A 22070-nucleotide genomic window follows, 5' to 3' on the forward strand; every position below is an offset into this window, starting at 1 on the left:
CGGCGCCGCGAGCGAGAGCGGTGGGGGGTCCCGGTCGACCATCCGGCCGTGCACCAGTTCGTCGCCGAGGTCGAGTGGCGCGAGGAACAGCTCGAACGACGACGCCAGGAGATCCGACGCCGCCGCACCGGCTGACCGGGCGGACGTGGCGACCGGGTGAGACGCACGGGGCCATCCGGGGGAGCGGCCACTAGCCTGACGCCATGACCCACGCAGCCGACGGACCCGACATCAAGCCCCGCAGCCGCGATGTCACGGACGGACTCGAGAAGGCCGCCGCCCGGGGCATGCTCCGCGCGGTGGGCATGGGTGATGACGACTGGGAGAAGCCGCAGATCGGCGTCGCCTCGAGCTGGAACGAGATCACGCCGTGCAACCTCTCGCTGGACCGGCTCGCGAAGGCGGTGAAGAACGGCGTGCACGCCGCGGGCGGTTTCCCGCTGGAGTTCGGCACGATCTCGGTCTCCGACGGCATCTCCATGGGCCACGAGGGCATGCACTTCTCGCTGGTCAGCCGCGAGGTCATCGCCGACTCGGTGGAGACAGTGATGATGGCGGAGCGGCTCGACGGGTCCGTGCTGCTCGCCGGCTGTGACAAGTCCCTGCCCGGCATGCTCATGGCCGCGGCCCGCCTCGACCTGGCGAGCGTCTTCCTCTACGCAGGCACGATCATGCCCGGTCAGGTCGACGGCAAGGACGTCACGATCATCGACGCGTTCGAGGCCGTCGGCGCCTGCCTGGCCGGCAAGATCTCGCGCGAGAAGGTCGACGAGATCGAGCGGGCGATCTGCCCCGGCGAGGGTGCGTGCGGCGGGGCGTACACCGCCAACACCATGGCCAGCGTCGCCGAGGCTCTCGGCATGTCGCTGCCCGGCTCGTCCTCCCCGCCGGCGGTGGACCGCCGCCGCGACGGCTTCGCCCACAAGTCGGGCGAGGCGGTCGTCGAGATGCTGCGCCAGGGCATCACCGCGCGCCAGATCATGACCCGGCCCGCCTTCGAGAACGCCATCGCGATGGCGATGGCCCTCGGCGGCTCCACCAACGCCGTCCTGCACCTGCTCGCGATCGCCCGCGAGGCCGAGGTCGACCTGACCCTCGACGACTTCACCCGCATCGGCCGGAAGGTCCCGCACCTGGCGGACATGAAGCCGTTCGGCCGGTTCGTGTGGACCGACTTCGACCGGGTGGGCGGCATCCCGGTGTTGCTGCGCGCCCTGCTCGACGCCGGGCACCTGCACGGCGACGTCCTCACCTGCACGGGCAAGACGATGGCGGAGAACCTCGCCGCCCTCGACCCCAAGCCCCTCGACGGCGAGATCCTGCGCCAGCTCGACCGGCCCATCCACGCCACCGGCGGGCTGACGATCCTGAAGGGCTCGCTGGCACCTGAGGGCGCGGTCGTCAAGAGCGCCGGGTTCGACGACTCGACCTTCACCGGCACGGCCCGCGTCTTCGACGGCGAGCGCAAGGCCCTCGACGCCCTGGGTGAGGGCGCGATCAAGGCAGGCGACGTCGTGGTGATCCGCTACGAGGGCCCCAAGGGCGGCCCCGGCATGCGCGAGATGCTGGCCATCACCGGCGCGATCAAGGGCGCCGGCCTCGGCAAGGACGTCCTGCTCATCACGGACGGCCGCTTCTCAGGAGGAACGACCGGACTCTGCGTCGGCCACATCGCGCCCGAGGCCAGTGACGGCGGTCCGATCGCGTTCCTCCGCGACGGCGACCAGATCACCCTCGACGTGGCCAACATGACCCTCGACGTCCACGTCGACGAGGCCGAGCTGGCCGCCCGCGCGGAGGGCTGGGAGCCGTTGCCGCCGAAGTACACCCGCGGCGTGCTCGGCAAGTACCGCAAGGTCGTCCAGTCGGCGGCCCACGGTGCGGTCTGCTACTGACCGTGGGCCCGGTGCATGTCGCGTGGGGAACGGGCGGCGATAGGTTGCCGTGGTGACGACCGCAGCAGAGCTTGACGCCGCCGACCCCCTCGCCCGGTTCCGTGAGCGGTTCGTCGGCGCCGACACCGACCTCGTCTACTTCGACGGCAACTCGCTGGGCCGACCCGTGGCGTCCGCCGCCGACCGCCTCGGCGAGTTCGTCCGGCAGGAGTGGGGCGGTCGGCTCATCCGGGGCTGGGACGAGAGCTGGATGGAGCTGCCGACCCGCCTGGGCGACGACCTCGGCCGGGTCACCCTCGGCGCGGCGGCCGGCCAGACCGCCGTCGGCGACTCGACCACGGTCTGGCTCTACAAGCTGATGCGCGCCGCCGTCGACCACGCCGTACGCACCGATCCGGGCCGCACCGAGATCGTGATCGACACGGACAACTTCCCGACCGACCGCTACGTCGCGGAGGGGATCGCCGCCGAGCGCGGCCTGACCCTGAGGTGGATCGAGGTCGACACGTCGACGGGCGTCACCGCCGACCAGCTCACCGACGCCGTCGGTGAGTGCACCGCCCTCGTGGTGCTGAACCACGTCGCGTACCGGTCGGCCTGGCTCGCCGACGCGCCGGAGCTCACCCGCATCGCGCACGCCGCGGGCGCGCTCGTCCTCTGGGACCTGTGCCACTCCGCCGGGGCCGTCCCGGTCGCGCTCGACGAGTGGGACGCCGACCTGGCCGTCGGCTGCACCTACAAGTACCTCAACGGCGGTCCCGGCTCGCCCGCCTTCGGCTACGTCAACACCCGCCTCCAGGGAGAGCTCACGCAGCCGATCCAGGGCTGGATGGGCCACGCCGACCCGTTCCTCATGGGGCCGGGCTACACGCCCGCGCCGGGCATGCGGAGGTTCATCTCCGGCACGCCGCCGATCCTCGGCATGGTCGCGATGCAGAGCATGCTGGAGCTCGTCGAGGAGGCCGGCATCGACGCGATCCGTGCCAAGTCCGTCGCGCTGACGTCGTACGCCGTCGAGCTCGCGGACGCGACGCTGCCCGAGGTCACCCTCGCCTCGCCCCGTGATGCGGCGCTCCGCGGTGGTCACGTGACGCTCCACCACGACCGGATGCGCGAGGTCACCGCCCGGCTGTGGCGGCGCGACGTGATCCCCGACTACCGCGACCCGGGCGGCCTCCGGATCGGGCTCTCGCCGTTGTCGACCTCCTTCGACGAGGTCGAGCGCGGCATCGCGGCCGTGGCGGAGGCGCTGCGATGACCGGCCCGGTGGGGGTGCGGCTCTCGGCGACCCGGACCCGGACGACCAACGACCACGGCCAGCCGCTGGGGCGACCCGTCGAGTGGACGGGGGCGACGGCACCTGCGAAGGACGTGGTCCTCGAGGGACGGGGGGTCCGACTCGAGCCGGTGGGCCCCCAGCACGTCGACGACCTGTTCGCCGCGCTGTGCCGCGAGGACGACGAGCCGATCTGGACCTACCTGTCGTGGGAGCGTCCGCGCGCCCGCGACGAGATGGCGGCGATCGTCGACGACGGTGCGGCAGACCCCGGCCGGGTGATGCTCGCGATCGTGGCGACGGAGACCGGCCGCGCGGTCGGCTTCTGCTCGCTGATGCGCATCGACCCGGAGATGGGCTCGATCGAGGTCGGCCAGATCGCCTTCGGCCGCCAGCTGCAGCGCAGCCGGGCCGCGACCGAGGCGATGTCGCTGCTGGCGCGCCACGTCTTCGACGACCTCGGCAACCGCCGCTACGAGTGGAAGTGCGACAGCCTCAACGGCCCGTCTCGGCGCGCCGCGATCCGGCTGGGCTTCATCTGGGAGGGCCGCTTCCGCAACGCCCTCGTCTACAAGGGGCGCAACCGCGACACCGACTGGTTCTCGATCACCGACCTCGAGTGGCCGCGGGTCCGCGCGGCCCTCGACGCCTGGCTCGACGACGACAACTTCGACGACGACGGCCGCCAGCGCGCCCGGCTGGCCGCCCGCCCGCAGCAGGAAGCCCAGCAGGAGGCCTGAGATGGACCAGCGCGTCAGCTTCATCACCCTCGTGGTGACCGACCTCGACGTGACCCGTCGCTTCTACGTCGACGGGCTGGGCTGGGAGCCCGAGCTCGACGTGCCGGGGGAGGTGCTGATGTTCCGGGTCGCCGAGAAGGTCGTGCTGAGCCTGTGGGTCGAGACGGGCTTCGCGGCCGAGGTCGGCCACGCACCGGCCCGCGGCGGCACGCCGCCCGTCACCCTGTCGCACAACCTCGCCACCACGCAGGGCGTCGACACCGTCCTCGAGCAGGCCCGCGCGGCGGGCGCCTCGCAGGTCGGCGAGGCCAGCGAGCGCGACTGGGGCGGGTACTCCGGCTACTTCGCCGACCCCGACGGGTTCCGCTGGGAAGTCGCCTACAACCCCGGCGAGATCGGGCAGTCCGTACTCCCGTGAGCATCCCCGACGCGACCCAGGTCCCCGGGCAGGTCCCCGGCTGGGACGACTACTTCCTCGGCATCGCCACCGCCGTCGCCGCGCGGGCCAAGTGCACCCGCCGACGCGTCGGCGCGGTCCTCACCATCGACCACCGGATCATCGCCACCGGCTACAACGGGGCCGCTCCGGGCGAGGACGACTGCCTGGCGGGCGCGTGCCCGCGCGGCCAGCTCGGGTACGACGACGTGCCCGGGCTCGGCGACTACGACCGGCCGGGCACCCCGGGGTTCTGCATCGCGATCCACGCCGAGGTCAACGCGCTGCTCTTCGCGACCCGCGACACCAAGGGCGCGACGGCGTACATCACCGACCCGCCCTGCCCGGGGTGCCGCAAGGCCCTGGCGGCGGCCGGGGTGGTGCGCGCGGTCTGGCCGGGGGGCGAGCACGACCGCCCGGGTCTCACCTCCTGGGCCTGACCCACACCAGCTCGCCCGCCTCCCACATCGCCAGCGCCACGGGCACCAGGCTCGTCATCGCCTCGGACGGCGAGAGCCCCGCCAGGTCGTCGGCGTGCTCGGCGCCGTACGCCTGACCGGCCGCGTTGTTGTGCTCGTCGACGCGCGAGTCGCGCCGGTTGGGGGTCCCGGACTCCTGCGCCGCGGCGATCGATCGCGCTGCGTCGGCCCCGAAGCGCGCGGTGAGCGCGGCCTGCCACATGAAGTGCCGCAGGGCGTTGCTGCGCCCGGGCACGCCGCGACCGTGGGTGGCGGCCGCGGACAGGGCGGCCTGCGAGATCCGCAGGACCTCGACCGCGCCGGCCGGTCCGAGGCCGATCCTGATGGCCGCAGCGTAGAGCCGCGGCACGCCGGTGCCTGCATGGATGGCCTGCTGCACCACGTCACCGAAACCCATGGACACAGACTGTCAGAATCAGTCCATGGCTCCACCACTCCGCTTCCCGCGTCCCCTCCGTCCGGGTGACCGCATCGGCGTGACCTCCCCGTCCGCCGGGGCCTCGGGTGATGCGGCTGCGCGGATCGACTTCTGCATCGACTGGCTGCGCGGGCGCGGGTACGACGTGGAGGTCGGGGAGTGCATGGACGGCACCGGCCTCACCTCGGCCCCGGCGCAGCAGCGGGCGGCCGAGCTGACCCGGATGCTGGCCGACCCGGCCATCGCCTGCGTGGTGCCGCCGTGGGGCGGCGAGACGGCGATCGACCTGGTGGACCTGCTGGACTGGGACGCCCTCGCCGCTGTCGAGCCGACGTGGCTGGTCGGCTTCTCCGACCTCACGACCGTGATGCTCCCCATCACCACCCGCCTCGGGTGGGCGACCCTGCACGGCGACAACCTCGCCGACACGCCGTACGCCGTCCCCGACGGACTGCTGCACTGGCTCGAGCTCGTCAGTGGCGCCGGTCCGTTCGTCCAGCGCGGGTCCGGGCTCGTCACCGACTGGTGGCGCTTCGAGGAGGACCCGCGTGCGACGACGTGGAAGCACGTGGGGGACGGCCGGTGGGAGGTCGAGGGCGGCGGCAGCCTCGACGTCACCGGTCGACTCATCGGCGGTTGCATCGAGACCGTCGCCCACCTCGCCGGCACGCCGTACGGCGACGTGCGGGCGTGGGCAGACGGGCTGGACGGCCCGACCGTCGTCTACGTCGAGGCGTGCGAGGACCACGCGGTCGACATCTGCCGCTACCTCCACGGCATGCGGCTCGCCGGGTGGTTCGACCGCGCCGCAGCCGTGCTGGTCGGCCGGACGAACGCCCCCGACCACCCGGACCTCACCCAACGCGGGGCGGTGCTCGACGCGCTCGGCCGCCTCGACCTGCCGATCGTGTGGGACCTCGAGATCGGGCACGTGCCGCCCCACCTGCCGCTCGTCAACGGGGCGCTGGCCAGGGTCGTCGTCGACGGCGGGACACGGGAGATCACCCAGACGCTGGCCTGACGGGTAGCCGCTGTCGGTGGGCCGTGGCAGTGTCGTCCGCATGAGCGACCCGGACCCGAAGACCAGGCTCACCCACGACGAGATCCTCGCCGCAGGACTCGACGACTGGCGCAAGGTGCTCAACCGGCTCCGGGCCCGCTTCCGCACCGGCGACTTCGCCACCGGGCTCGCCCTCGTCGACAGGATCGGCGCAGCGGCCGAGGAGGCCGACCACCACCCCGACATCTCGCTGACCTACCCCGAGGTGATCGTGACCCTCTCCAGCCACGACGTGGGCGGCATCACCAGCCGTGACGTCGACCTGGCCCGGCGGATCAGCGGCTTCGCCGCCGAGCTGGGCGCGACCGCCGACGTGTCGGGGCTGACCCAGGTCGAGCCCGGGCTCGACACCGCGGACGGCGCGAGGCTCGCGCCGTTCTACGCCGCCCTGATCGGCGGCGAGGTGCAGGGCGGCGAGCCCGTCGACCCCAGCGGCCAGGTGTCGACGCTCTGGTTCCAGGAGCCCGCCGCGAGCGAGGACGACGCCGGGCCGGTGCTGCCCGAGCAGGACCACGAGCAGCGCTGGCACCTCGACGTGTGGGTGCCGCACGACGAGGGGGAGAGGCGGCTGCAGGCGGTCCTCGACGCCGGCGGGCGGCTCGTCAGCGACGCCGCGGCGCCGTCCTACTGGGTCGTCGAGGACGCCGACGGCAACCGGTCCTGCATCTGCACCCCGCTCGACCGCGGGTGACGGGCCTCCCGCCCGCCACATTCCGAGACGGCTGTTCCACATCTTGGGACGACTGTCACACTCGCTTGACGCCGGACCGTCCCGGCGACGACGGTTGTCGCATGCGCACCGAGATTCTTGTACGCACGCGACGCGTGAGCTGAGGCCCTCCGGCCACAAGCACGCGCGTCACCCCTCGTCGCCCACCGGGCCGAGGGGCTTTTTTATGGGCTCAGTTGGTGGACAGCCAGACGCAGGAGAGAAGGACATGACGGAGCAGGGCGGACAGGGCAGCGGATCGGTCACGGGCGCGCAGAGCCTGGTGACGTCCCTCGAGGCGGCCGGCGTCACGGACATCTTCGGCATCCCGGGCGGCGCGATCCTCCCGGCGTACGACCCCCTGATGGACTCCACGCGGATCCGGCACATCCTGGTCCGTCACGAGCAGGGGGCCGGGCACGCCGCCCAGGGGTACGCCGCGGCGACCGGCCGGGTGGGCGTGTGCATGGCGACGTCGGGGCCGGGGGCGACCAACCTGGTCACGCCGCTGGCCGACGCGCACATGGACTCGGTGCCCCTGGTGGCCGTGACCGGTCAGGTCGGCGCCTCGATGATCGGCACCGACGCCTTCCAGGAGGCAGACATCCGCGGCATCACGATGCCGATCACCAAGCACAACTTCCTCGTCACCGACCCCGCCGACATCCCGCGCACGATCGCCGAGGCCTTCCACATCGCCTCGACCGGGCGCCCCGGCCCGGTGCTCGTCGACGTGGCCAAGTCGGCCCTGCAGGCGCAGACCACGTACGCCTGGCCGAGCGAGCTCAACCTGCCCGGCTACCGGCCCGTGACCACGCCCCACGCCAAGCAGATCAAGGAGGCCGTGCGCCTGATCCGCGAGGCGAAGCGGCCCGTCCTCTACGTCGGCGGAGGCGTGATCCGCGCTCGCGCCGACCGCGAGCTCGCGCAGCTGGCCGCCCTCACGGGCATCCCGGTCGTGACCACGCTGATGGCGCGCGGGGCCTTCCCCGACAGCAATCCCCAGCACCTCGGCATGCCGGGCATGCACGGCACCGTCGCCGCGGTCGCCGGGCTGCAGAAGAGCGACCTCATCATCAGCCTCGGCGCGCGCTTCGACGACCGCGTCACCGGCAACCTCGACTCGTTCGCGCCCGGGGCCCTCGTCATCCACGCCGACATCGACCCGGCCGAGATCGGCAAGAACCGCCACGCGGACGTGCCGATCGTCGGCGACTGCAAGGAGGTCATCGCGCAGCTCGTCGCGCTCCTCCAGGCCGAGGGTGCCGACGGCGACTACGAGGCGTGGATCGCGTTCCTGGCCGGCGTCAAGAAGAGCTACGCCCTCGGCTACGACGCGCCGACCGACGGCTCGCTGGCCCCGCAGTACGTCCTCGAGCGGCTCAGCGACATCGCCGGTCCCGAGTCGATCTACGTCGCGGGCGTGGGCCAGCACCAGATGTGGGCCGCCCAGTTCGTCGACTACGAGAAGCCCAACACCTGGATCAACTCCGGGGGCCTCGGCACGATGGGCTTCTCCGTCCCCGCCGCGATGGGCGCCAAGGTCGGGATGCCCGACACCACGGTCTGGGCGATCGACGGTGACGGCTGCTTCCAGATGACCAACCAGGAGCTGGCCACCTGCGCGATCAACGACATCCCGATCAAGGTCGCGATCATCAACAACGAGTCGCTCGGCATGGTGCGGCAGTGGCAGACGCTCTTCTACAACGAGCGCTACTCCAACACCGACCTGCACTCCAAGCGCATCCCCGACTTCGTCAAGCTCGCCGACGCCTACGGCTGCGTCGGCCTGGCGTGCGAGTCGCCGGACGACGTGGACGCCACGATCGAGAAGGCCATGGCGATCGACGACCAGCCGGTCGTGGTGGACTTCCGCGTGCACCGCGACGCGATGGTGTGGCCGATGGTGGCCGCCGGCACGAGCAACGACGAGATCAAGTACGCACGGGACCTCGCGCCCCAGTTCGACGAGGATGACCTGTGAGCGAGCGAAGCGAGATCACCATTCCACACAGCCTGACCGGTGCCTCGTCGGCGCCCGGAGCGAAGCGAGGACGTCGATGAGCACCAAGCACACCCTGTCCGTGCTGGTGGAGAACAAGCCGGGCGTCCTCGCCCGGATCGCCAGCCTGTTCTCCCGCCGCGGGTTCAACATCGACAGCCTCGCCGTCGGCCCGACCGAGCACCCGGAGATCTCCCGGATGACCATCGTGGTCAATGTCGACGAGTCCCCGCTCGAGCAGGTCACCAAGCAGCTCAACAAGCTGGTCGAGGTCATCAAGATCGTCGAGCTGGACGGGCCCGGCTCGGTCAACCGCGAGCTGCTGCTGGTGAAGGTCCGCGCCGACGCGGCCAGCCGTGGTGCGGTGCTCGACGCCGTCCAGCTCTTCCGCGCGAAGGTCGTCGACGTCGCGCCGGACGCGGTCACCATCCAGGCCGTCGGCAACGCCGCCAAGCTCGCCGACCTGCTGCGCGTGCTGGAGCCCTTCGGCATCCGTGAGCTCGTGCAGTCCGGCATGGTCGCGATCGGTCGGGGCTCGCGCTCCATCAGCGAGCGCCCGCAGCGCCCGGTCGCCGTACCCGCACCAGTGTCCGCCATCGCCACCTGACCCCAGATCTCGACACGCCGCCCCCGTACCTCGCGGCTGCTCGATCACCGAGTGACACCAACCCATGAAGGAGAGCCCCCAGTGGCTGAGATGTTCTACGACGACGACGCCGACCTGAGCCTGATCCAGGCCAAGAACGTCGCCGTGATCGGCTACGGCAGCCAGGGTCACGCCCACGCGCTGTCCCTGCGCGACTCCGGCGTCGACGTCCGCATCGGCCTGCAGCCCGGCTCGAAGAGCCGCGACAAGGCCGAGGCCGAGGGCCTGCGCGTGCTCACGCCCCGCGAGGCGGCGGAGGAGTCCGACCTGATCGTGATCCTCGCCCCCGACCAGCACCAGCGCAAGCTGTACGCCGAGGAGATCGAGCCGGCGCTGACCCCGGGCGACACCCTGGTCTTCGGCCACGGCTTCAACATCCGCTTCGGCTACATCACCCCGCCCGAGGGCGTCGACGTCTTCATGGTCGCCCCCAAGGGCCCCGGCCACCTCGTGCGCCGCGAGTACGTCGACGGGCGCGGCGTCCCGGTCCTGGTCGCGGTCGAGAAGGACGCCTCCGGCAACGCCTGGCCGCTCGCCCTGTCGTACGCCAAGGCCATCGGCGGCCTGCGTGCCGGCGGCATCAAGACCACGTTCACCGAGGAGACCGAGACCGACCTGTTCGGTGAGCAGGCCGTCCTGTGCGGCGGCGCCTCGCAGCTGGTGATGTACGGCTTCGAGACGCTCATCGAGGCCGGCTACCAGCCCGAGGTCGCCTACTTCGAGTGCCTCCACGAGCTCAAGCTCATCGTCGACCTCATGTACGAGGGCGGCATCGCCAAGCAGCGCTGGTCGGTCTCCGACACCGCCGAGTTCGGCGACTACGTCTCCGGCCCGCGCGTGATCACGCCGGACGTGAAGAAGAACATGCAGGACGTGCTCGCCGACATCAAGAGCGGTGCGTTCGCCGACCGGTTCATCACCGACATGGACAACGGCTCGCCGGAGTTCACCGAGTTCCGCAAGAAGGGCGAGTCGCACCCCATCGAGCAGACCGGCCGCGAGCTGCGCAAGCTCATGGCCTGGGTGAAGTCGCACGACTCCGACTACACCGAGGGCACCGCCGCCCGCTGACCCCGGCTCATCCGTACGGCGCGTCGGACCACCTGAAGGGGCGATCCGGCGCGCCGTACGCGTGGGACGATGCCGTCATGAGCAACACGACCACGCCCGCGTCCGGGCTCGAGCGGACCCGACGCCTCGGCGTCGAGACCACCGGCATCGAGATCATCGAGGAGTCGGAGCGGACCGCACGCCCGCGCGACCTGTTCTGGCCGTGGTTCGCGGCCAACGTCTCGGTCTTCGGCATCAGCTACGGATCGTTCGTGCTGGGGTTCGGGATCTCGTTCGCGCAGGCCCTGGTCGTCACGGTGGTCGGCGTCGTCGTGTCGTTCGCGCTGTGCGGGGTCATCGCGATCGCGGGCAAGCGCGGGTCGGCGCCCACCATGATCCTGAGCCGGGCGGCCTTCGGCGTGCAGGGACAGAAGCTGCCCGGCGTCGTCTCGTGGCTGGTCTCGATCGGCTGGGAGACGTTCCTCGCGATCCTCGCCGTGCTCGCGACCGCCACGATCTTCGACCAGCTCGGCTGGTCCGCCGGCACGACCACCCAGGTGGTGGCCACCGTCGTCGTGGCGGCCCTCATCGTCTCCGCGAGCGTGGCCGGCTACCACGTCATCATGCGCATGCAGTCTGTGCTGACCTGGCTGACCGGCATCGCGACGATCGTGTACGTCGGCCTGACGCTCGACGAGATCGACTGGTCGGCCGTGCAGGCCGTCCCCGCCGGCAGCACCCAGCAGGTGGTCGGCGCGCTCGTGATGCTGATGACCGGCTTCGGGCTCGGCTGGATCAACATCGCGGCCGACTGGTCGCGCTACCAGCACCGCGACGCGAGGGGCTCCGCGATCGTCGGGTGGAACACCTTCGGCGGAGCGGTCGCACCGGTGCTGCTGGTGGTGTTCGGCCTGCTGCTCGCCGCCTCCTCGGCCGACCTCAGCGCGAGCATCGTCGCCGACCCCATCGGCACCCTCGGCACGCTGCTGCCGACGTGGTTCCTCGTGCCGTTCCTGCTGACGGCGATCCTCGCCCTCGTCAGCGGTGCCGTGCTCGGCATCTACTCCTCGGGCCTGACCCTGCTCTCCCTCGGCGTACGAGTCCCGCGGCCCGTCGCGGCCTTCATCGACGGGGTGATCCTCACGTGCGGCACCGTGTGGGTGGTCTTCTTCGCCGAGGACTTCCTCGGCCCGTTCCAGAGCTTCCTGATCACGCTCGGCGTGCCGCTGGCCGCGTGGGCGGGGATCATGGTCGCCGACATCGCGCTGCGCCGCCGGGACTACGACGACGAGGCGCTCTTCGACAGCGGCGGTCGCTACGGCGCCGTCGACTGGACCTCGGTCGCCACGATGGTCGGCGCCTCGGTCGTCGGCTGGGGGCTGGTGGTCAACAACTTCGCCGTCGACGCCGCGTGGAACAACTGGCAGGGCTACTTCCTCGGGCCACTCGGCCTCGGGACCTACGTCGACGACCCGGCGGGGCCCTACTGGGACGGCAACTGGCCCTACGCCAACCTGGGCGTGCTGCTCGCCCTGGTCCTGGGGTTCGCGGTGACGTACGTCGCCCGCCGGGGCACGGTGCGCCGGCAGGAGGCCTGACGCGGGAACACGCACGTCGGGGCGGGTGTTGGGCCGGGCGTGAAGATCGAGATCTGGTCCGACGTCGTCTGTCCGTGGTGCTACATCGGCAAGCGCCGCATCGAGAAGGCGCTCGCTGAGTTCGAGCACGCCGACGAGGTGGAGGTGCACTGGCGGTCGTACCTGCTGGACCCCGGCGCCCCGACCACGCCGACGGAGAAGACGGCGTCGATGCTGGCCCGCAAGTACGGCCAGTCGCCCGCGGGCGCGCAGCAGATGCAGGACCGGGTGGAGGCCGTCGCGGCCGAGGAGGGCCTGGTCTACCGGCTCTCCGAGACCCTGCACCTCAACACCGTCGACGCCCACCGGCTCATCCACCTCGCGCACCAGCAGGGCGGCACCGAGCTCCAGGGGCGGGTGAAGGAGGCACTGCTCCAGGCGTACTTCACCGAGGCCCGCAACGTCGCCGACCACGACGTGCTGCGCGAGGTCGCCGTGGCAGCCGGGCTCGACGCCGTACGCGTCGACGAGGTGCTCGCGGGCACCGAGCTCACCGCCGAGGTCCACGCCGACATCGAGCAGGCGCAGGCCTACGGGGCGAGCGGCGTCCCGTTCTTCGTCGTCGACGAGAAGTACGGCGTCTCCGGCGCGCAACCGGTCGAGGTCTTCAGCCAGGTGCTCGACCGCGCCTGGTCGGAGTCGCACCCGAGGATCGAGGTGCTCGCGACGGGCGACGGCGGCGAGGCGTGCGGTCCAGACGGCTGCGCGATCTGACGCGTCAGCGCGACCTCTCGCCGCGGGCGGCCTGCTCGGCCGTGGACTCGACCCGTGCCGCCCGGGTCTCCGGCCTCTTCGCGAGCACGATCCACGCCAGGATCATCTTGTGCGCGGACGGTGACCAGGACTCCCAGTGCGCGCGGGAGCCGGGGTGGCGGTCGAAGGCGGCGGCGAGGTCGTCGGGCACGACGCAGTCCTCCACGTCGTCCATCAGGGTCCACATGCCGGTGTCCTTGGCGACGGCCACCGCCGCAGCGCCGGCGGGCTCCATGAGGCCGGCCGCCTCGAGCCGCGCGACGCGGCCCTTGTTGATGCGGGTCCACATGCTGCCGCGACGGCGGGGCGCGAACCACTGCATCGAGCGGAGCTCGTCGAGCGGGCGCACGGTCGAGTCGACCCAGCCGAACCGCAGCGCCTCGAGCACGGACTCCTCGTAGGAGAACGGCCTGTCCGCCGCCTTGCGCGGCGTCACCAGCCACACCCCGCCGGGCCGGGCGTGGTGCTCGCGCAGCCACCCGCTCCACTCCTCGACGGTCGCCAGCTCCAGCCGCTCGGCGTCGTCCATCGCACCCATCCCCGCAGCGTAGGCGCGACCGGGGACATCGGGTCGGGTGGCCGCTCCGGCAGGCCGACGTCCCGGTATGTGGGGCGATGGGGTGCACGCCCGACCCACGGGTAGTGTGTGCCGGGCACAGCGTCGTGCAGTCCCGGACCGCCCTTGATCATCACGAGGACCCCGCTGTGAACGCACCCGCCAAGCCAGTCGTACTCATCGCCGAAGAGCTGAGCCCCGCCACGATCGAGGCGCTCGGGCCGGACTTCGAGATCCGCAGCTGCAACGGCGCCGACCGCGCCGAGCTGCTGCCGGCGATCGCCGACGTGGACGCCATCCTGGTCCGGTCCGCGACCAAGGTCGACGCCGAGGCGCTCGCCGCGGCGCACCGCCTCAAGGTCGTCGCGCGGGCCGGTGTCGGGCTCGACAACGTCGACGTGAAGGCCGCCACCCAGGCCGGCGTGATGGTCGTCAACGCCCCGACCAGCAACATCGTCAGCGCCGCCGAGCTCGCCGTCGCGCTGATGCTCGCCGCCGCCCGCCACATCAGCCCCGCCCACGCCGCACTGCGTGGCGGCGAGTGGAAGCGCTCGAAGTACACCGGCATCGAGCTCTACGAGAAGACCGTCGGCATCGTCGGCCTCGGCCGCATCGGCGTCCTCGTCGCGCAGCGACTGAGCGCGTTCGGCATGAAGGTGATCGCCTACGACCCGTACGTCCAGGCCGGCCGCGCCGCCCAGATGGGCGTCCGCCTCGTCGACCTCGACACGCTGCTCGCCGAGTCCGACTTCATGAGCGTCCACCTGCCCAAGACCCCCGAGACCCTCGGCCTCATCGGTGCCGACCAGCTCGCGCAGGCCAGGCGCAGCCTCGTCCTGGTCAACGCCGCCCGCGGCGGGATCGTCGACGAGGATGCCCTCTACGACGCCCTCAAGACCGGGCAGATCGCGGCCGCCGGCCTCGACGTGTTCGCCAGCGAGCCCTGCACCGACAGCCCGCTCTTCGAGCTCGAGAACGTCGTCGCGACGCCGCACCTCGGGGCGTCGACCGACGAGGCGCAGGAGAAGGCCGGCATCGCCGTCGCCCGCTCGGTCCGGCTCGCCCTGAGCGGCGAGCTCGTCCCCGACGCCGTCAACGTCCAGGGCGGGGTCATCGCCGAGGACGTCCGGCCCGGCATCCCGCTCACCGAGAAGCTCGGCCGGGTGTTCACCGCCCTCGCCGGCGAGGTGGCCCAGCAGCTGGACGTCGAGGTCCGCGGCGAGATCACCGAGTTCGACGTCAAGGTGCTCGAGCTCGCGGCCCTCAAGGGCGTGTTCGCCGACATCGTCGAGGAGCAGGTCTCCTACGTCAACGCCCCGCTCCTCGCCGCCGAGCGCGGCACCGAGGTGCGCCTGGTGACCGAGGCCGAGAGCCCCGACCACCGCAACCTGATCACGCTGCGCGGCACTCTCGCCGACGGCACGCAGGTCTCGGTCAGCGGCACGCTGGTCGGCCTGTCGCAGAAGGAGCGGCTGGTCGAGGTCAACGGCTTCGACGTCGACATCGAGCCCACCACGCACCTCGCCTTCGTGACCTACGAGGACCGCCCGGGCATGGTCGGCGTCGTCGGCGGCATCCTCGGCGACGCCGCGGTCAACATCGCCGGCATGCAGGTCTCCCGCCAGGACCGCGGCGGCGAGGCACTGGTCGCGCTGAGCGTGGACTCGGCCATCCCGGCCGACACCCTCGCCGAGATCGCCACGGCCATGCAGGCCGCCACCGTGCGCGCGGTCGACCTGTCCTGACAGCGGCCTGGCAGGAGTCGGGCAGGGGCCCGACGGCCTCCTACGCGACCATCACCCGGCCGGCGGCGCCCTGCGTCGCCGGCCGGGTCGCGTCCGAGCTCACGTGGTCCCAGGCGGCCGCCAGCCGGCGCACGGCCTCGGTGAGGCTCTCGGGCGACGCGGTCCACGGGATGCGGACGTGGCGGTCGAGACCGCCCTCGACGGCGAACACCGGACCCGGCGCGACGATCACGCCGCGCCGCTCGGCCTCCGCCGAGGTCGCGGTGCCGAGCGCCTCGGGCAGCTCGCACCAGAGCGCCAGCCCGCCGTCCGGCACCCGGAAGCGCCACGACGGCAGGTGCTCGCGCACGGCTGCCACCAGCGCGTCGCGGCCGGCCAGCAACCGCTCCCGGTGCAGGGGCAGGACCTCGTCGGCGTGGTCCATGAGGTCGGCCAGCACCAGCTGCTCGAAGACCGGTGCGCCGAGGTCGAGGCCGATCCGGGCGTGGACGAGCCGGTCCATCTCGGCCAGCGGCGCGCGCACCCAGCCCAGGCGCAGGCCGCCCCAGAACGACTTGCTCGCGCTGCCGATCGTGATCGCGTCGTCGGCGTACGCCGCCAGCGGGCGCGGCATCGCGTCGACGAGCCCCGGGCGCAGGGCCAGCGCCTGGTGCGCCTCGTCGGCCACGACGACCGTCCGCGTGCGGGCGAGCGCGGTGGCGAGCTCCTCGCGCTGCGCGTCGGACATCAGGTGTCCGGTGGGGTTCTGGAAGTCCGGGATCAGGTAGGCCAGGCGCGGCGACGTCTGCCGCAGCGTGGCGGCGAGCGCGTCGAGGTCCCAGCCGTCGGGGTCGACGGCGGCCGGGACCAGGCGTGCACCGGCGTGACGGACGGCCTGGGTCGCGTTGGGATAGGTCGGCGACTCGACCACGACCCGCTCGCCCGGGGCGGTGAACGCCCGCGCGACGATCGAGGCGGCCGCCAGCGCTCCCGCGGTCACCATCACCTGCTCGGGCACGGTCGGCAGGCCACGGGCCTCGTACGCCGCGGCGATCCGCGCCTGGAGGGCGGGGACGCCGAGCGGGAAGTAGCCCGGCCCGCTGAGGTAGGCCGGCAGCTGCTCGGTGGCGCGCTGGTAGGCCTCGACCAGGCCCGGCGGCGCGGAGTGGGCGGCGCAGTTGAGGTCGATCACGTCGTCGCCGCTGACACCCGGGAGCAGGGACCGGTCGTGCGCCCGGCGCCGCCCGCCGGGGACCGTGGTGAAGGTGCCCGCGCCGCGGCGGGCGTCCGCGTAGCCCGACTCGCGCAGCACCTCGTACGCCCGCGTCACCGTGGTGCGCGAGACGTCGAGCGCCGCGGTGAGGTCACGCTCGCTCGGCAGTCGGACGCCGATGCCGACACGTCCGTCACCGATCAGCACCCGCAGGCTGTCGGCGAGGCCGACGTAGGCGGGGGAGCGGGGGAAGTCGCCGACGAGAGTGGCTATGCGCTGGGCACTGATCACGCGGCTCATGCAGGCCACTGTCCCAGGATTGGCTATGGGCAACAAGGCCAATCGCGGGAATCATGGTCGCCATGACCAGCACCACCCCTGACCTCGGCGGCGCACCGGCCGACACCGTCCACGCCCCCCGCGCCCCCCGCGGGGTCCTCGTCGACCTCGGCCCGATCGCCCAGCTGCGCGCCGGCAGGCTCGCGCGCCGCCTGCCCCAGCTCTACGTGGGCCTGTTCCTCTACGGCGTCTCGCTCGCGCTGATGGTGCGGGGCGCGCTCGGGCTCGCGCCGTGGGACGTGCTGCACTCCGGCTTCGTCCGCCACGTGCCGATGACCCTCGGCCAGGCCGTCGTGCTGTTCAGCTTCGTCGTGCTGGTGCTCTGGGTCCCGCTGCGGGAGGTGCCCGGGCTCGGCACGATCAGCAACGCGGTCGTGGTCGGGCTGTCCGCCGACGCCACCCTCGCGGTCCTCCAGCGCCCCGACGCACTGCCGGGCCGGATCGGGCTGATGGTCGGCGGCGTGGTGCTCTGCGGGCTGGCCAGCGCGCTCTACATCGGTGCCCAGCTCGGGCGCGGGCCGCGCGACGGGCTGATGACCGGGCTGTCCCGCCGCACCGGGTTGTCGCTGCGCCTGGTCCGCACCGGCCTCGAGGTGACCGTGGTGGTCATCGGACTCCTGCTCGGCGGCGTGCTCGGCATCGGCACCGTCGCGTACGCCCTGGCGATCGGGCCGCTGACCCAGCTGATGCTCCCGTGGTTCACCGTGGCGCTACCGCGCGGCCCAGTGGGCCGCGACACGACCCGCTGAGAGCGCGGAGTGGTAGACCGCGACGTTGTCGACGGAGCCGCTGAACGTGGCGGTCCCGGACCCGCCGCCGACGCGCACGTGGCTGGCGTAGTCGTCGACCTTCGAGGTCAGGCTACTGGCTCGCGCGACCCCGTCGACGTAGACGACCGTGCTCTGCCGCCCGCCGTTCGCGGCGGTGGAGACCACCACGAGGTGGTGCCAGACGTCGTCGTCGTAGGCGCCCGGCGTGGCGATGAGGCTCCTCGGGTTGGAGTCCCAGTCGCCGTAGGTGATCTGCCCGGACGGCGCGAGCCGCACGACGCGGTCCTCCTGCGGGGGTGCGCCCGGCGTGGCGCTGGACCCGAAACCGATCAGGGGGCCAGCGCTCCGGGGGGCGGCCCTGAACCAGAGCTCCATCGAGTGCGTGGCCGGTGAGCCGGCGGTGTACGCGCTGGTGAGGGCGAGGCCGCCGCTGGTGGTCATCGACGTGCCGGGGTTGTTCGGCAGGCCACCCGGCCGGCCGAGGACCGCGGCGGGCTCGTAGTCGCCGAGGAACGCGTTGCCGGACCTGTCCTGGGCGGTGGCCGTTCCTGCCGTCTCGTCGAGGAGCCACAGGAACCGGGGGGAGTCGGCGAGGACCGCTCCCACGTACGGCTGCGCCCAGGCCCCGGCCGTCCACTCGCTGCCCGAGGCGGTCGTCCTGTCGGTGAAGGTGGCACCGGCGGACCCGGCGGTTCCCGCGGCGACGGCTCCCACGGCCACGGCGGTCGCGACCGCCGTACGGGAGCCTCGCGGGCGTGAGGGGCGCTGGGTGTCGAGCCGCTGCCCGGCGAGCACGAAGGCCGCGCTGCTGGCCAGGATCCACACGAGGAGCGGCAGCCAGTCCCGGGTGCGCGCCCAGTGCACGGGCAGCCCCACCAGGGGGACCAGGAGGATCGCCTGGGCCCGGATGGCCGCCGGCTCCAGGGGGGTGATGTCGGTGACGTCGTTGGCATCGCCCGCGGTGGTGTAGTCGCCGTCGTCCCGCCGCTCCACCACGCGGTGGACCAGCAGCCGACCGCCGCGCGCCGGGTCGTCGAAGACGTAGACGCGGCCCACGCGCACCCGGTGGTCGGTCGCGGACGGCCGACCCAGGACGACGTCGCCCGGAGCGATCGAGGGTTCCATCGAGGCGGACGCCACGACGTACGACCCCCAGCCGGCCACCAGCGGTGCCGCGGCGACCACGGTCAGGGTGAGCAGCATCGCCCGGTAGGCACGTGACCCGAGCACGAGCAGCAGCCGGGTCCATCCGGACCCGGCTGCTGCGTCGGGTGGTGACGTGCGCACGCGTGTTGCTCCGAGAAGAGAAGGTGGGGCCGAGCAGGGATCAGGGGGTGGACTCTGCGGTCCGCATCTCCCACTGGATGTCCACGCCGGTCTTGGCGCCCTGCATCTGGTCGATCTGCGCCTGGGTCATGCCGGTGGTGTCGAACTCCCAGGTGATCTTGTAGGTGCGGCTGCTGACGCCGGACGGCACGTCCCAGCCGCCCATCGCGGTCTCGAAGGTGTTCTTCTGGGAGACCATCGACAGGGGTGCGTCGGCGACGATGACGCCGTTGGTCGCGTCCTGGAGCGGGGCGAACCCGGCGCAGTCGGCGAAGCCGCCGCCGTTGCCGGCGATGATGGTGATCATGATCCGGTTCTCCAGGCCCTGCACGGAGGTGACCGGGTTGATGGTGAAGCCCCTCACCGTGCTGGGCACGCTCGCGTCGGCGGTCACCTTGATGCACTTGGTCTCGGTGTCGCCGGGGAGCATGTTGGCCACGCGGAAACGGGCCTGCCCGTTGTCGTCGTCGGTCAGCCGGACCGAGCCGGTCGCCCACTCGTTGCCGGAGTTGCGGGTCTGGCCCGTGAAGGCGGCGTAGGAGGCCTGGTAGACGAGAGCGCCCGCCGCGACCACGGCGACGGGGGTGGTGGCCGCGGCCAGGAGCTTCTGGGCGCGACGGGACGGCTTGATCATGGTGTGTGTCTCTCCAACCGAGAACGTGCGAAGGGTCGGGCGCCCGGTCGGGACGCCCGGCACTGAGTGCAGGCACACCGTAGGAACGACAAGGTAAAGAAATCTGCCGTTCGGCAAAATCTAGTCAGTCCGGTATTGACACCTAGTCACGCGTGCTGTCAGCGACGCGTGGCGATGACCGCCGAGGCGTCGGCCGCCACCATCACCTCGACCGCGGTGAACCGGTCGTCGGTGAGCCACTGCTCGCGCAGCGTGTCGACCCGCCCGTAGGTGATCGGCGGCCAGGACTCGCACGGCGCGAAGTCGTCGAGCACCACGATGCCGCCGGGCTCGACGAGGTCGATGACGGCGTCGACGCCGACCTCCGACGGGCTGCCCGAGTCGAGGAAGAGCAGGGAGAACGGGCCGTGCTCACGCAGCACGTTCCAGTCGGCGGCCAGCACCTCGACCTTGTGGTCGTCGTCGAAGATCTTCGAGGCCGCGCCGGCCAGCGACTCGTCGAGCTCGGCGGTGAGGATCCTCGCCCCGTTGCGCACGCCGCTGCGCAGCCACGCCGTGCCGACGCCGCAGCCGGTGCCGAACTCCGCCATCGTGCCGCCGCGGGTGGCGGCGAGGGTCGCGAGCAGCCGACCGGTCTCGTTGCGGCAGAACGCGACGTAGCCGGCCTGGCGGCACACGTCGAAGGCGCGCTGGACGATGTCGGGGAGATCCGGGGGAGCAGACATGAGGCCGTCGAGTCTGTCACCCCTCGGCTCCGATCCCAGTGGGCGGGCCGACATCTCACGATCTGACACGTTTGCGGAAATGCGCTGCGCGGCACCCGGGGGCGGTCGTACAGTCGGCTCACCATGCGGAGCGTCTTCGTACTTATCGATCGCCGCGGCGGGGCCTGACAGAGAGGCCACCTCGTCGCGGTGTTCGGCGTTGACGAGGTTCCGCCACCCGGCCTTTCTCCCCTCCGCTGGGCAGTAGCCCAGCCGAGTTCGAAGCCGCCGCCTCCGTGGCGGGTCCACGCAGTCACTGCGCGATCCGCACGCTCGTCGGCCGGCAGCCGGGCCCGGGCGATCCCCGCACCCCCGCTCCGTCACCCGCCGCGGTGTCGGCAGCTTCGGACTCACCACCCGCACACCACGTGACCAGGAGTGAGAACGATGTACGACCTGTACCCCGACGCCTGGGGCCCCGCGGCCCACGACCCCGAGAACCCGCGCAGCGCGGAGAACGTCGCGCTGGCGCTGCAGACGGCGCTTGACCTGCGAGACGGCGGCGGCCAGCGGCCCGACGACAACTAACGTCAGCCGCATGCCAGACACCCAGCAGACCGCTCCCACCGGCACGCCCACCCTCGCCGTCATCCCCGGCGACGGCATCGGCCCGGAGGTGACCGCCGAGGCCCTCAAGGTCCTCGAGGTCGCGTCCCCGGTGAAGTTCGAGTCGACGCGCTACGACCTCGGCGCCGAGCGCTACCTCGCGACCGGCGAGGTGCTGCCAGACTCGGTGCTCGCGGAGATCCGCGAGCACGACGCGATCCTGCTCGGAGCCGTCGGTGGCAAGCCCAACGACCCCGACCTGCCCCCCGGCATCCTCGAGCGCGGCCTGCTGCTCAAGCTGCGCTTCGAGCTCGACCACTACGTCAACCTGCGTCCGTCGCGCCTCTTCCCCGGCACCGCCTCACCCCTGGCGGAGCCGGTCCTGAGGAAGGGGGAGATCGACTTCGTGGTGGTCCGCGAGGGCACCGAGGGCCCCTACACGGGCAACGGCGGCGCCCTCCGGGTCGGCACCCCCGCCGAGATCGCCACCGAGGTGTCGGTCAACACCGCGTACGGCGTCGAGCGGGTCATCCGCGACGCCTTCGCCCGCGCCGAGAAGCGCCCGCGCAAGAAGGTGACGCTGGTCCACAAGACCAACGTCCTGGTCAACGCCGGGTCGCTGTGGTGGCGCCTGTTCGAGCAGGTCGCGGCCGAGCACCCCGACGTCACGACCGACTACATCCACATCGACGCCGCCATGATCTTCATGGTCACCGACCCGGCACGCTTCGACGTGGTCGTCACCGACAACCTCTTCGGCGACATCATCACCGACCTCGCCGCCGCCATCACCGGCGGCATCGGACTGGCCGCCTCCGGCAACGTGAACCCCGACCGGACGGCGCCGTCCATGTTCGAGCCCGTCCACGGCTCGGCCCCCGACATCGCCGGGCAGCAGAAGGCCGACCCGACCGCCGCGATCCTGTCCGGCGCGCTGCTGCTCGACCACCTCGGCCACCCCGACGCCGCCGCCGCGATCGAGGCCGCCGTGCTGGCCGACCTCACCGAGCGCGAGCCCGGGACGAGCCGTCGTACGAGCGAGGTCGGGGACGCCATCGCCGCCCGCCTCTGAGCCGAACCTGAGTAGGTTGACC

General features: G+C 72.2%; 22 protein-coding genes. 16 read left to right on the plus strand and 6 right to left on the minus strand.

Annotated elements, in window-relative coordinates:
• Window positions 1-203 precede the first annotated feature (203 nt).
• Genes ilvD through IEZ24_RS14180 form a run of 5 tightly spaced genes read left to right on the plus strand, consistent with a single transcriptional unit; the run spans window position 204 to window position 4787 of the window.
• Complete coding sequence (gene ilvD / locus IEZ24_RS14160; RefSeq protein ID WP_129454603.1) at window positions 204-1895, plus strand: dihydroxy-acid dehydratase; 1692 nt, start codon at window positions 204-206, stop codon at window positions 1893-1895.
• Window positions 1896-1947: 52 nt separating this feature from the next.
• Window positions 1948-3153 (plus strand): kynureninase, encoded by a 1206-nt coding sequence (kynU, locus tag IEZ24_RS14165; protein ID WP_242498434.1) that lies wholly within the window; start codon window positions 1948-1950, stop codon window positions 3151-3153.
• Window positions 3150-3911 carry a GNAT family N-acetyltransferase gene (locus IEZ24_RS14170; RefSeq protein ID WP_129454606.1) on the plus strand — a complete coding sequence of 254 codons (762 nt, stop codon included), beginning with the start codon at window positions 3150-3152 and terminating at the stop codon, window positions 3909-3911. The genes kynU and IEZ24_RS14170 overlap by 4 nt, the downstream gene beginning before the upstream one ends.
• 1 nt (window position 3912) lies before the next feature.
• A complete protein-coding gene (locus IEZ24_RS14175; RefSeq protein ID WP_129454608.1) occupies window positions 3913-4329 on the plus strand; it encodes a VOC family protein in 417 nt (138 codons plus the stop codon).
• 2 nt (window positions 4330-4331) lie between these two features.
• Entirely contained in the window at window positions 4332-4787 is a 456-nt protein-coding gene (locus tag IEZ24_RS14180; RefSeq protein ID WP_129454814.1) for a deoxycytidylate deaminase, read from the plus strand.
• Here the strand turns inward: IEZ24_RS14180 and IEZ24_RS14185 are convergent.
• Window positions 4771-5223, minus strand: coding sequence for a DUF6973 domain-containing protein (locus tag IEZ24_RS14185; protein ID WP_129454610.1), 453 nt, complete (start codon window positions 5221-5223; stop codon window positions 4771-4773). The two genes, IEZ24_RS14180 and IEZ24_RS14185, sit on opposite strands and share 17 nt — an antisense overlap.
• 25 nt (window positions 5224-5248) lie before the next feature.
• Here IEZ24_RS14185 and IEZ24_RS14190 point away from each other — a divergent pair, with 25 nt between their 5' ends.
• From IEZ24_RS14190 to IEZ24_RS14220, 7 genes are all read left to right on the plus strand, one after another.
• Window positions 5249-6265, plus strand: coding sequence for a S66 family peptidase (locus tag IEZ24_RS14190; protein ID WP_129454611.1), 1017 nt, complete (start codon window positions 5249-5251; stop codon window positions 6263-6265).
• 40 nt (window positions 6266-6305) lie between these two features.
• On the plus strand, window positions 6306-6995 hold the full coding sequence (locus IEZ24_RS14195) for a 4a-hydroxytetrahydrobiopterin dehydratase (RefSeq protein WP_129454613.1): 690 nt from the start codon (window positions 6306-6308) through the stop codon (window positions 6993-6995).
• Window positions 6996-7242: 247 nt separating this feature from the next.
• Window positions 7243-9000, plus strand: coding sequence for an acetolactate synthase large subunit (locus tag IEZ24_RS14200; protein WP_129454615.1), 1758 nt, complete (start codon window positions 7243-7245; stop codon window positions 8998-9000).
• Between the two features lie 76 nt (window positions 9001-9076).
• Window positions 9077-9625, plus strand: a complete 549-nt coding sequence (gene ilvN / locus IEZ24_RS14205; RefSeq protein ID WP_129454617.1) for an acetolactate synthase small subunit — start codon at window positions 9077-9079, stop codon at window positions 9623-9625.
• Between the two features lie 81 nt (window positions 9626-9706).
• Complete coding sequence (ilvC, locus tag IEZ24_RS14210; RefSeq protein WP_275938079.1) at window positions 9707-10735, plus strand: ketol-acid reductoisomerase; 1029 nt, start codon at window positions 9707-9709, stop codon at window positions 10733-10735.
• A 77-nt stretch (window positions 10736-10812) separates the two neighbouring features.
• Entirely contained in the window at window positions 10813-12312 is a 1500-nt protein-coding gene (locus tag IEZ24_RS14215) for a purine-cytosine permease family protein (protein ID WP_129454619.1), read from the plus strand.
• A gap of 39 nt (window positions 12313-12351) precedes the next feature.
• Window positions 12352-13065 (plus strand): DsbA family oxidoreductase, encoded by a 714-nt coding sequence (locus IEZ24_RS14220; protein ID WP_129454621.1) that lies wholly within the window; start codon window positions 12352-12354, stop codon window positions 13063-13065.
• Between the two features lie 4 nt (window positions 13066-13069).
• Here the strand turns inward: IEZ24_RS14220 and IEZ24_RS14225 are convergent, their stop codons facing one another.
• Complete coding sequence (locus IEZ24_RS14225) at window positions 13070-13642, minus strand: YdeI/OmpD-associated family protein (protein ID WP_129454622.1); 573 nt, start codon at window positions 13640-13642, stop codon at window positions 13070-13072.
• A 167-nt stretch (window positions 13643-13809) separates the two neighbouring features.
• On the opposite strand from IEZ24_RS14225, the gene serA reads away from it, so the two are divergent.
• The gene (serA, locus tag IEZ24_RS14230; protein WP_242498435.1) at window positions 13810-15405 is read left to right on the plus strand and encodes a phosphoglycerate dehydrogenase; all 1596 of its coding nucleotides are present in this window, start codon (window positions 13810-13812) and stop codon (window positions 15403-15405) included.
• A gap of 40 nt (window positions 15406-15445) precedes the next feature.
• On the opposite strand, the gene yczR is transcribed toward serA, so the two are convergent.
• Window positions 15446-16897 carry a MocR-like transcription factor YczR gene (gene yczR / locus IEZ24_RS14235; RefSeq protein ID WP_129454625.1) on the minus strand — a complete coding sequence of 484 codons (1452 nt, stop codon included), beginning with the start codon at window positions 16895-16897 and terminating at the stop codon, window positions 15446-15448.
• Window positions 16898-16959: 62 nt separating this feature from the next.
• Here yczR and yczE point away from each other — a divergent pair, with 62 nt between their 5' ends.
• Complete coding sequence (gene yczE, locus IEZ24_RS14240) at window positions 16960-17685, plus strand: membrane protein YczE (protein WP_129454627.1); 726 nt, start codon at window positions 16960-16962, stop codon at window positions 17683-17685.
• Here the strand turns inward: yczE and IEZ24_RS14245 are convergent.
• The 3 genes from IEZ24_RS14245 to IEZ24_RS14255 all read right to left on the minus strand — a co-directional run bounded on the left by IEZ24_RS14245 (window position 17647) and on the right by IEZ24_RS14255 (window position 20391).
• Window positions 17647-18993 (minus strand): signal peptidase I, encoded by a 1347-nt coding sequence (locus IEZ24_RS14245; RefSeq protein WP_129454628.1) that lies wholly within the window; start codon window positions 18991-18993, stop codon window positions 17647-17649. The genes yczE and IEZ24_RS14245 overlap by 39 nt on opposite strands.
• Window positions 18994-19033: 40 nt before the next feature.
• Window positions 19034-19666 carry a hypothetical protein gene (locus IEZ24_RS14250; RefSeq protein WP_129454630.1) on the minus strand — a complete coding sequence of 211 codons (633 nt, stop codon included), beginning with the start codon at window positions 19664-19666 and terminating at the stop codon, window positions 19034-19036.
• Between the two features lie 158 nt (window positions 19667-19824).
• Window positions 19825-20391 (minus strand): O-methyltransferase, encoded by a 567-nt coding sequence (locus IEZ24_RS14255; protein WP_129454632.1) that lies wholly within the window; start codon window positions 20389-20391, stop codon window positions 19825-19827.
• A 426-nt stretch (window positions 20392-20817) separates the two neighbouring features.
• Between IEZ24_RS14255 and IEZ24_RS14260 the strand changes: the two genes are divergently transcribed.
• Both IEZ24_RS14260 and IEZ24_RS14265 read left to right on the plus strand, forming a co-directional pair.
• Window positions 20818-20958: a hypothetical protein gene (locus IEZ24_RS14260; RefSeq protein ID WP_165356050.1), complete on the plus strand. Its 141-nt coding sequence runs from the start codon at window positions 20818-20820 to the stop codon at window positions 20956-20958.
• A 10-nt stretch (window positions 20959-20968) separates the two neighbouring features.
• Window positions 20969-22048, plus strand: a complete 1080-nt coding sequence (locus IEZ24_RS14265) for a 3-isopropylmalate dehydrogenase (RefSeq protein WP_129454634.1) — start codon at window positions 20969-20971, stop codon at window positions 22046-22048.
• Window positions 22049-22070 lie beyond the last annotated feature (22 nt).

The sequence above is a fragment of the Nocardioides ganghwensis genome, assembly GCF_014779655.1.
Lineage (GTDB): Bacteria > Actinomycetota > Actinomycetes > Propionibacteriales > Nocardioidaceae > Nocardioides > Nocardioides ganghwensis.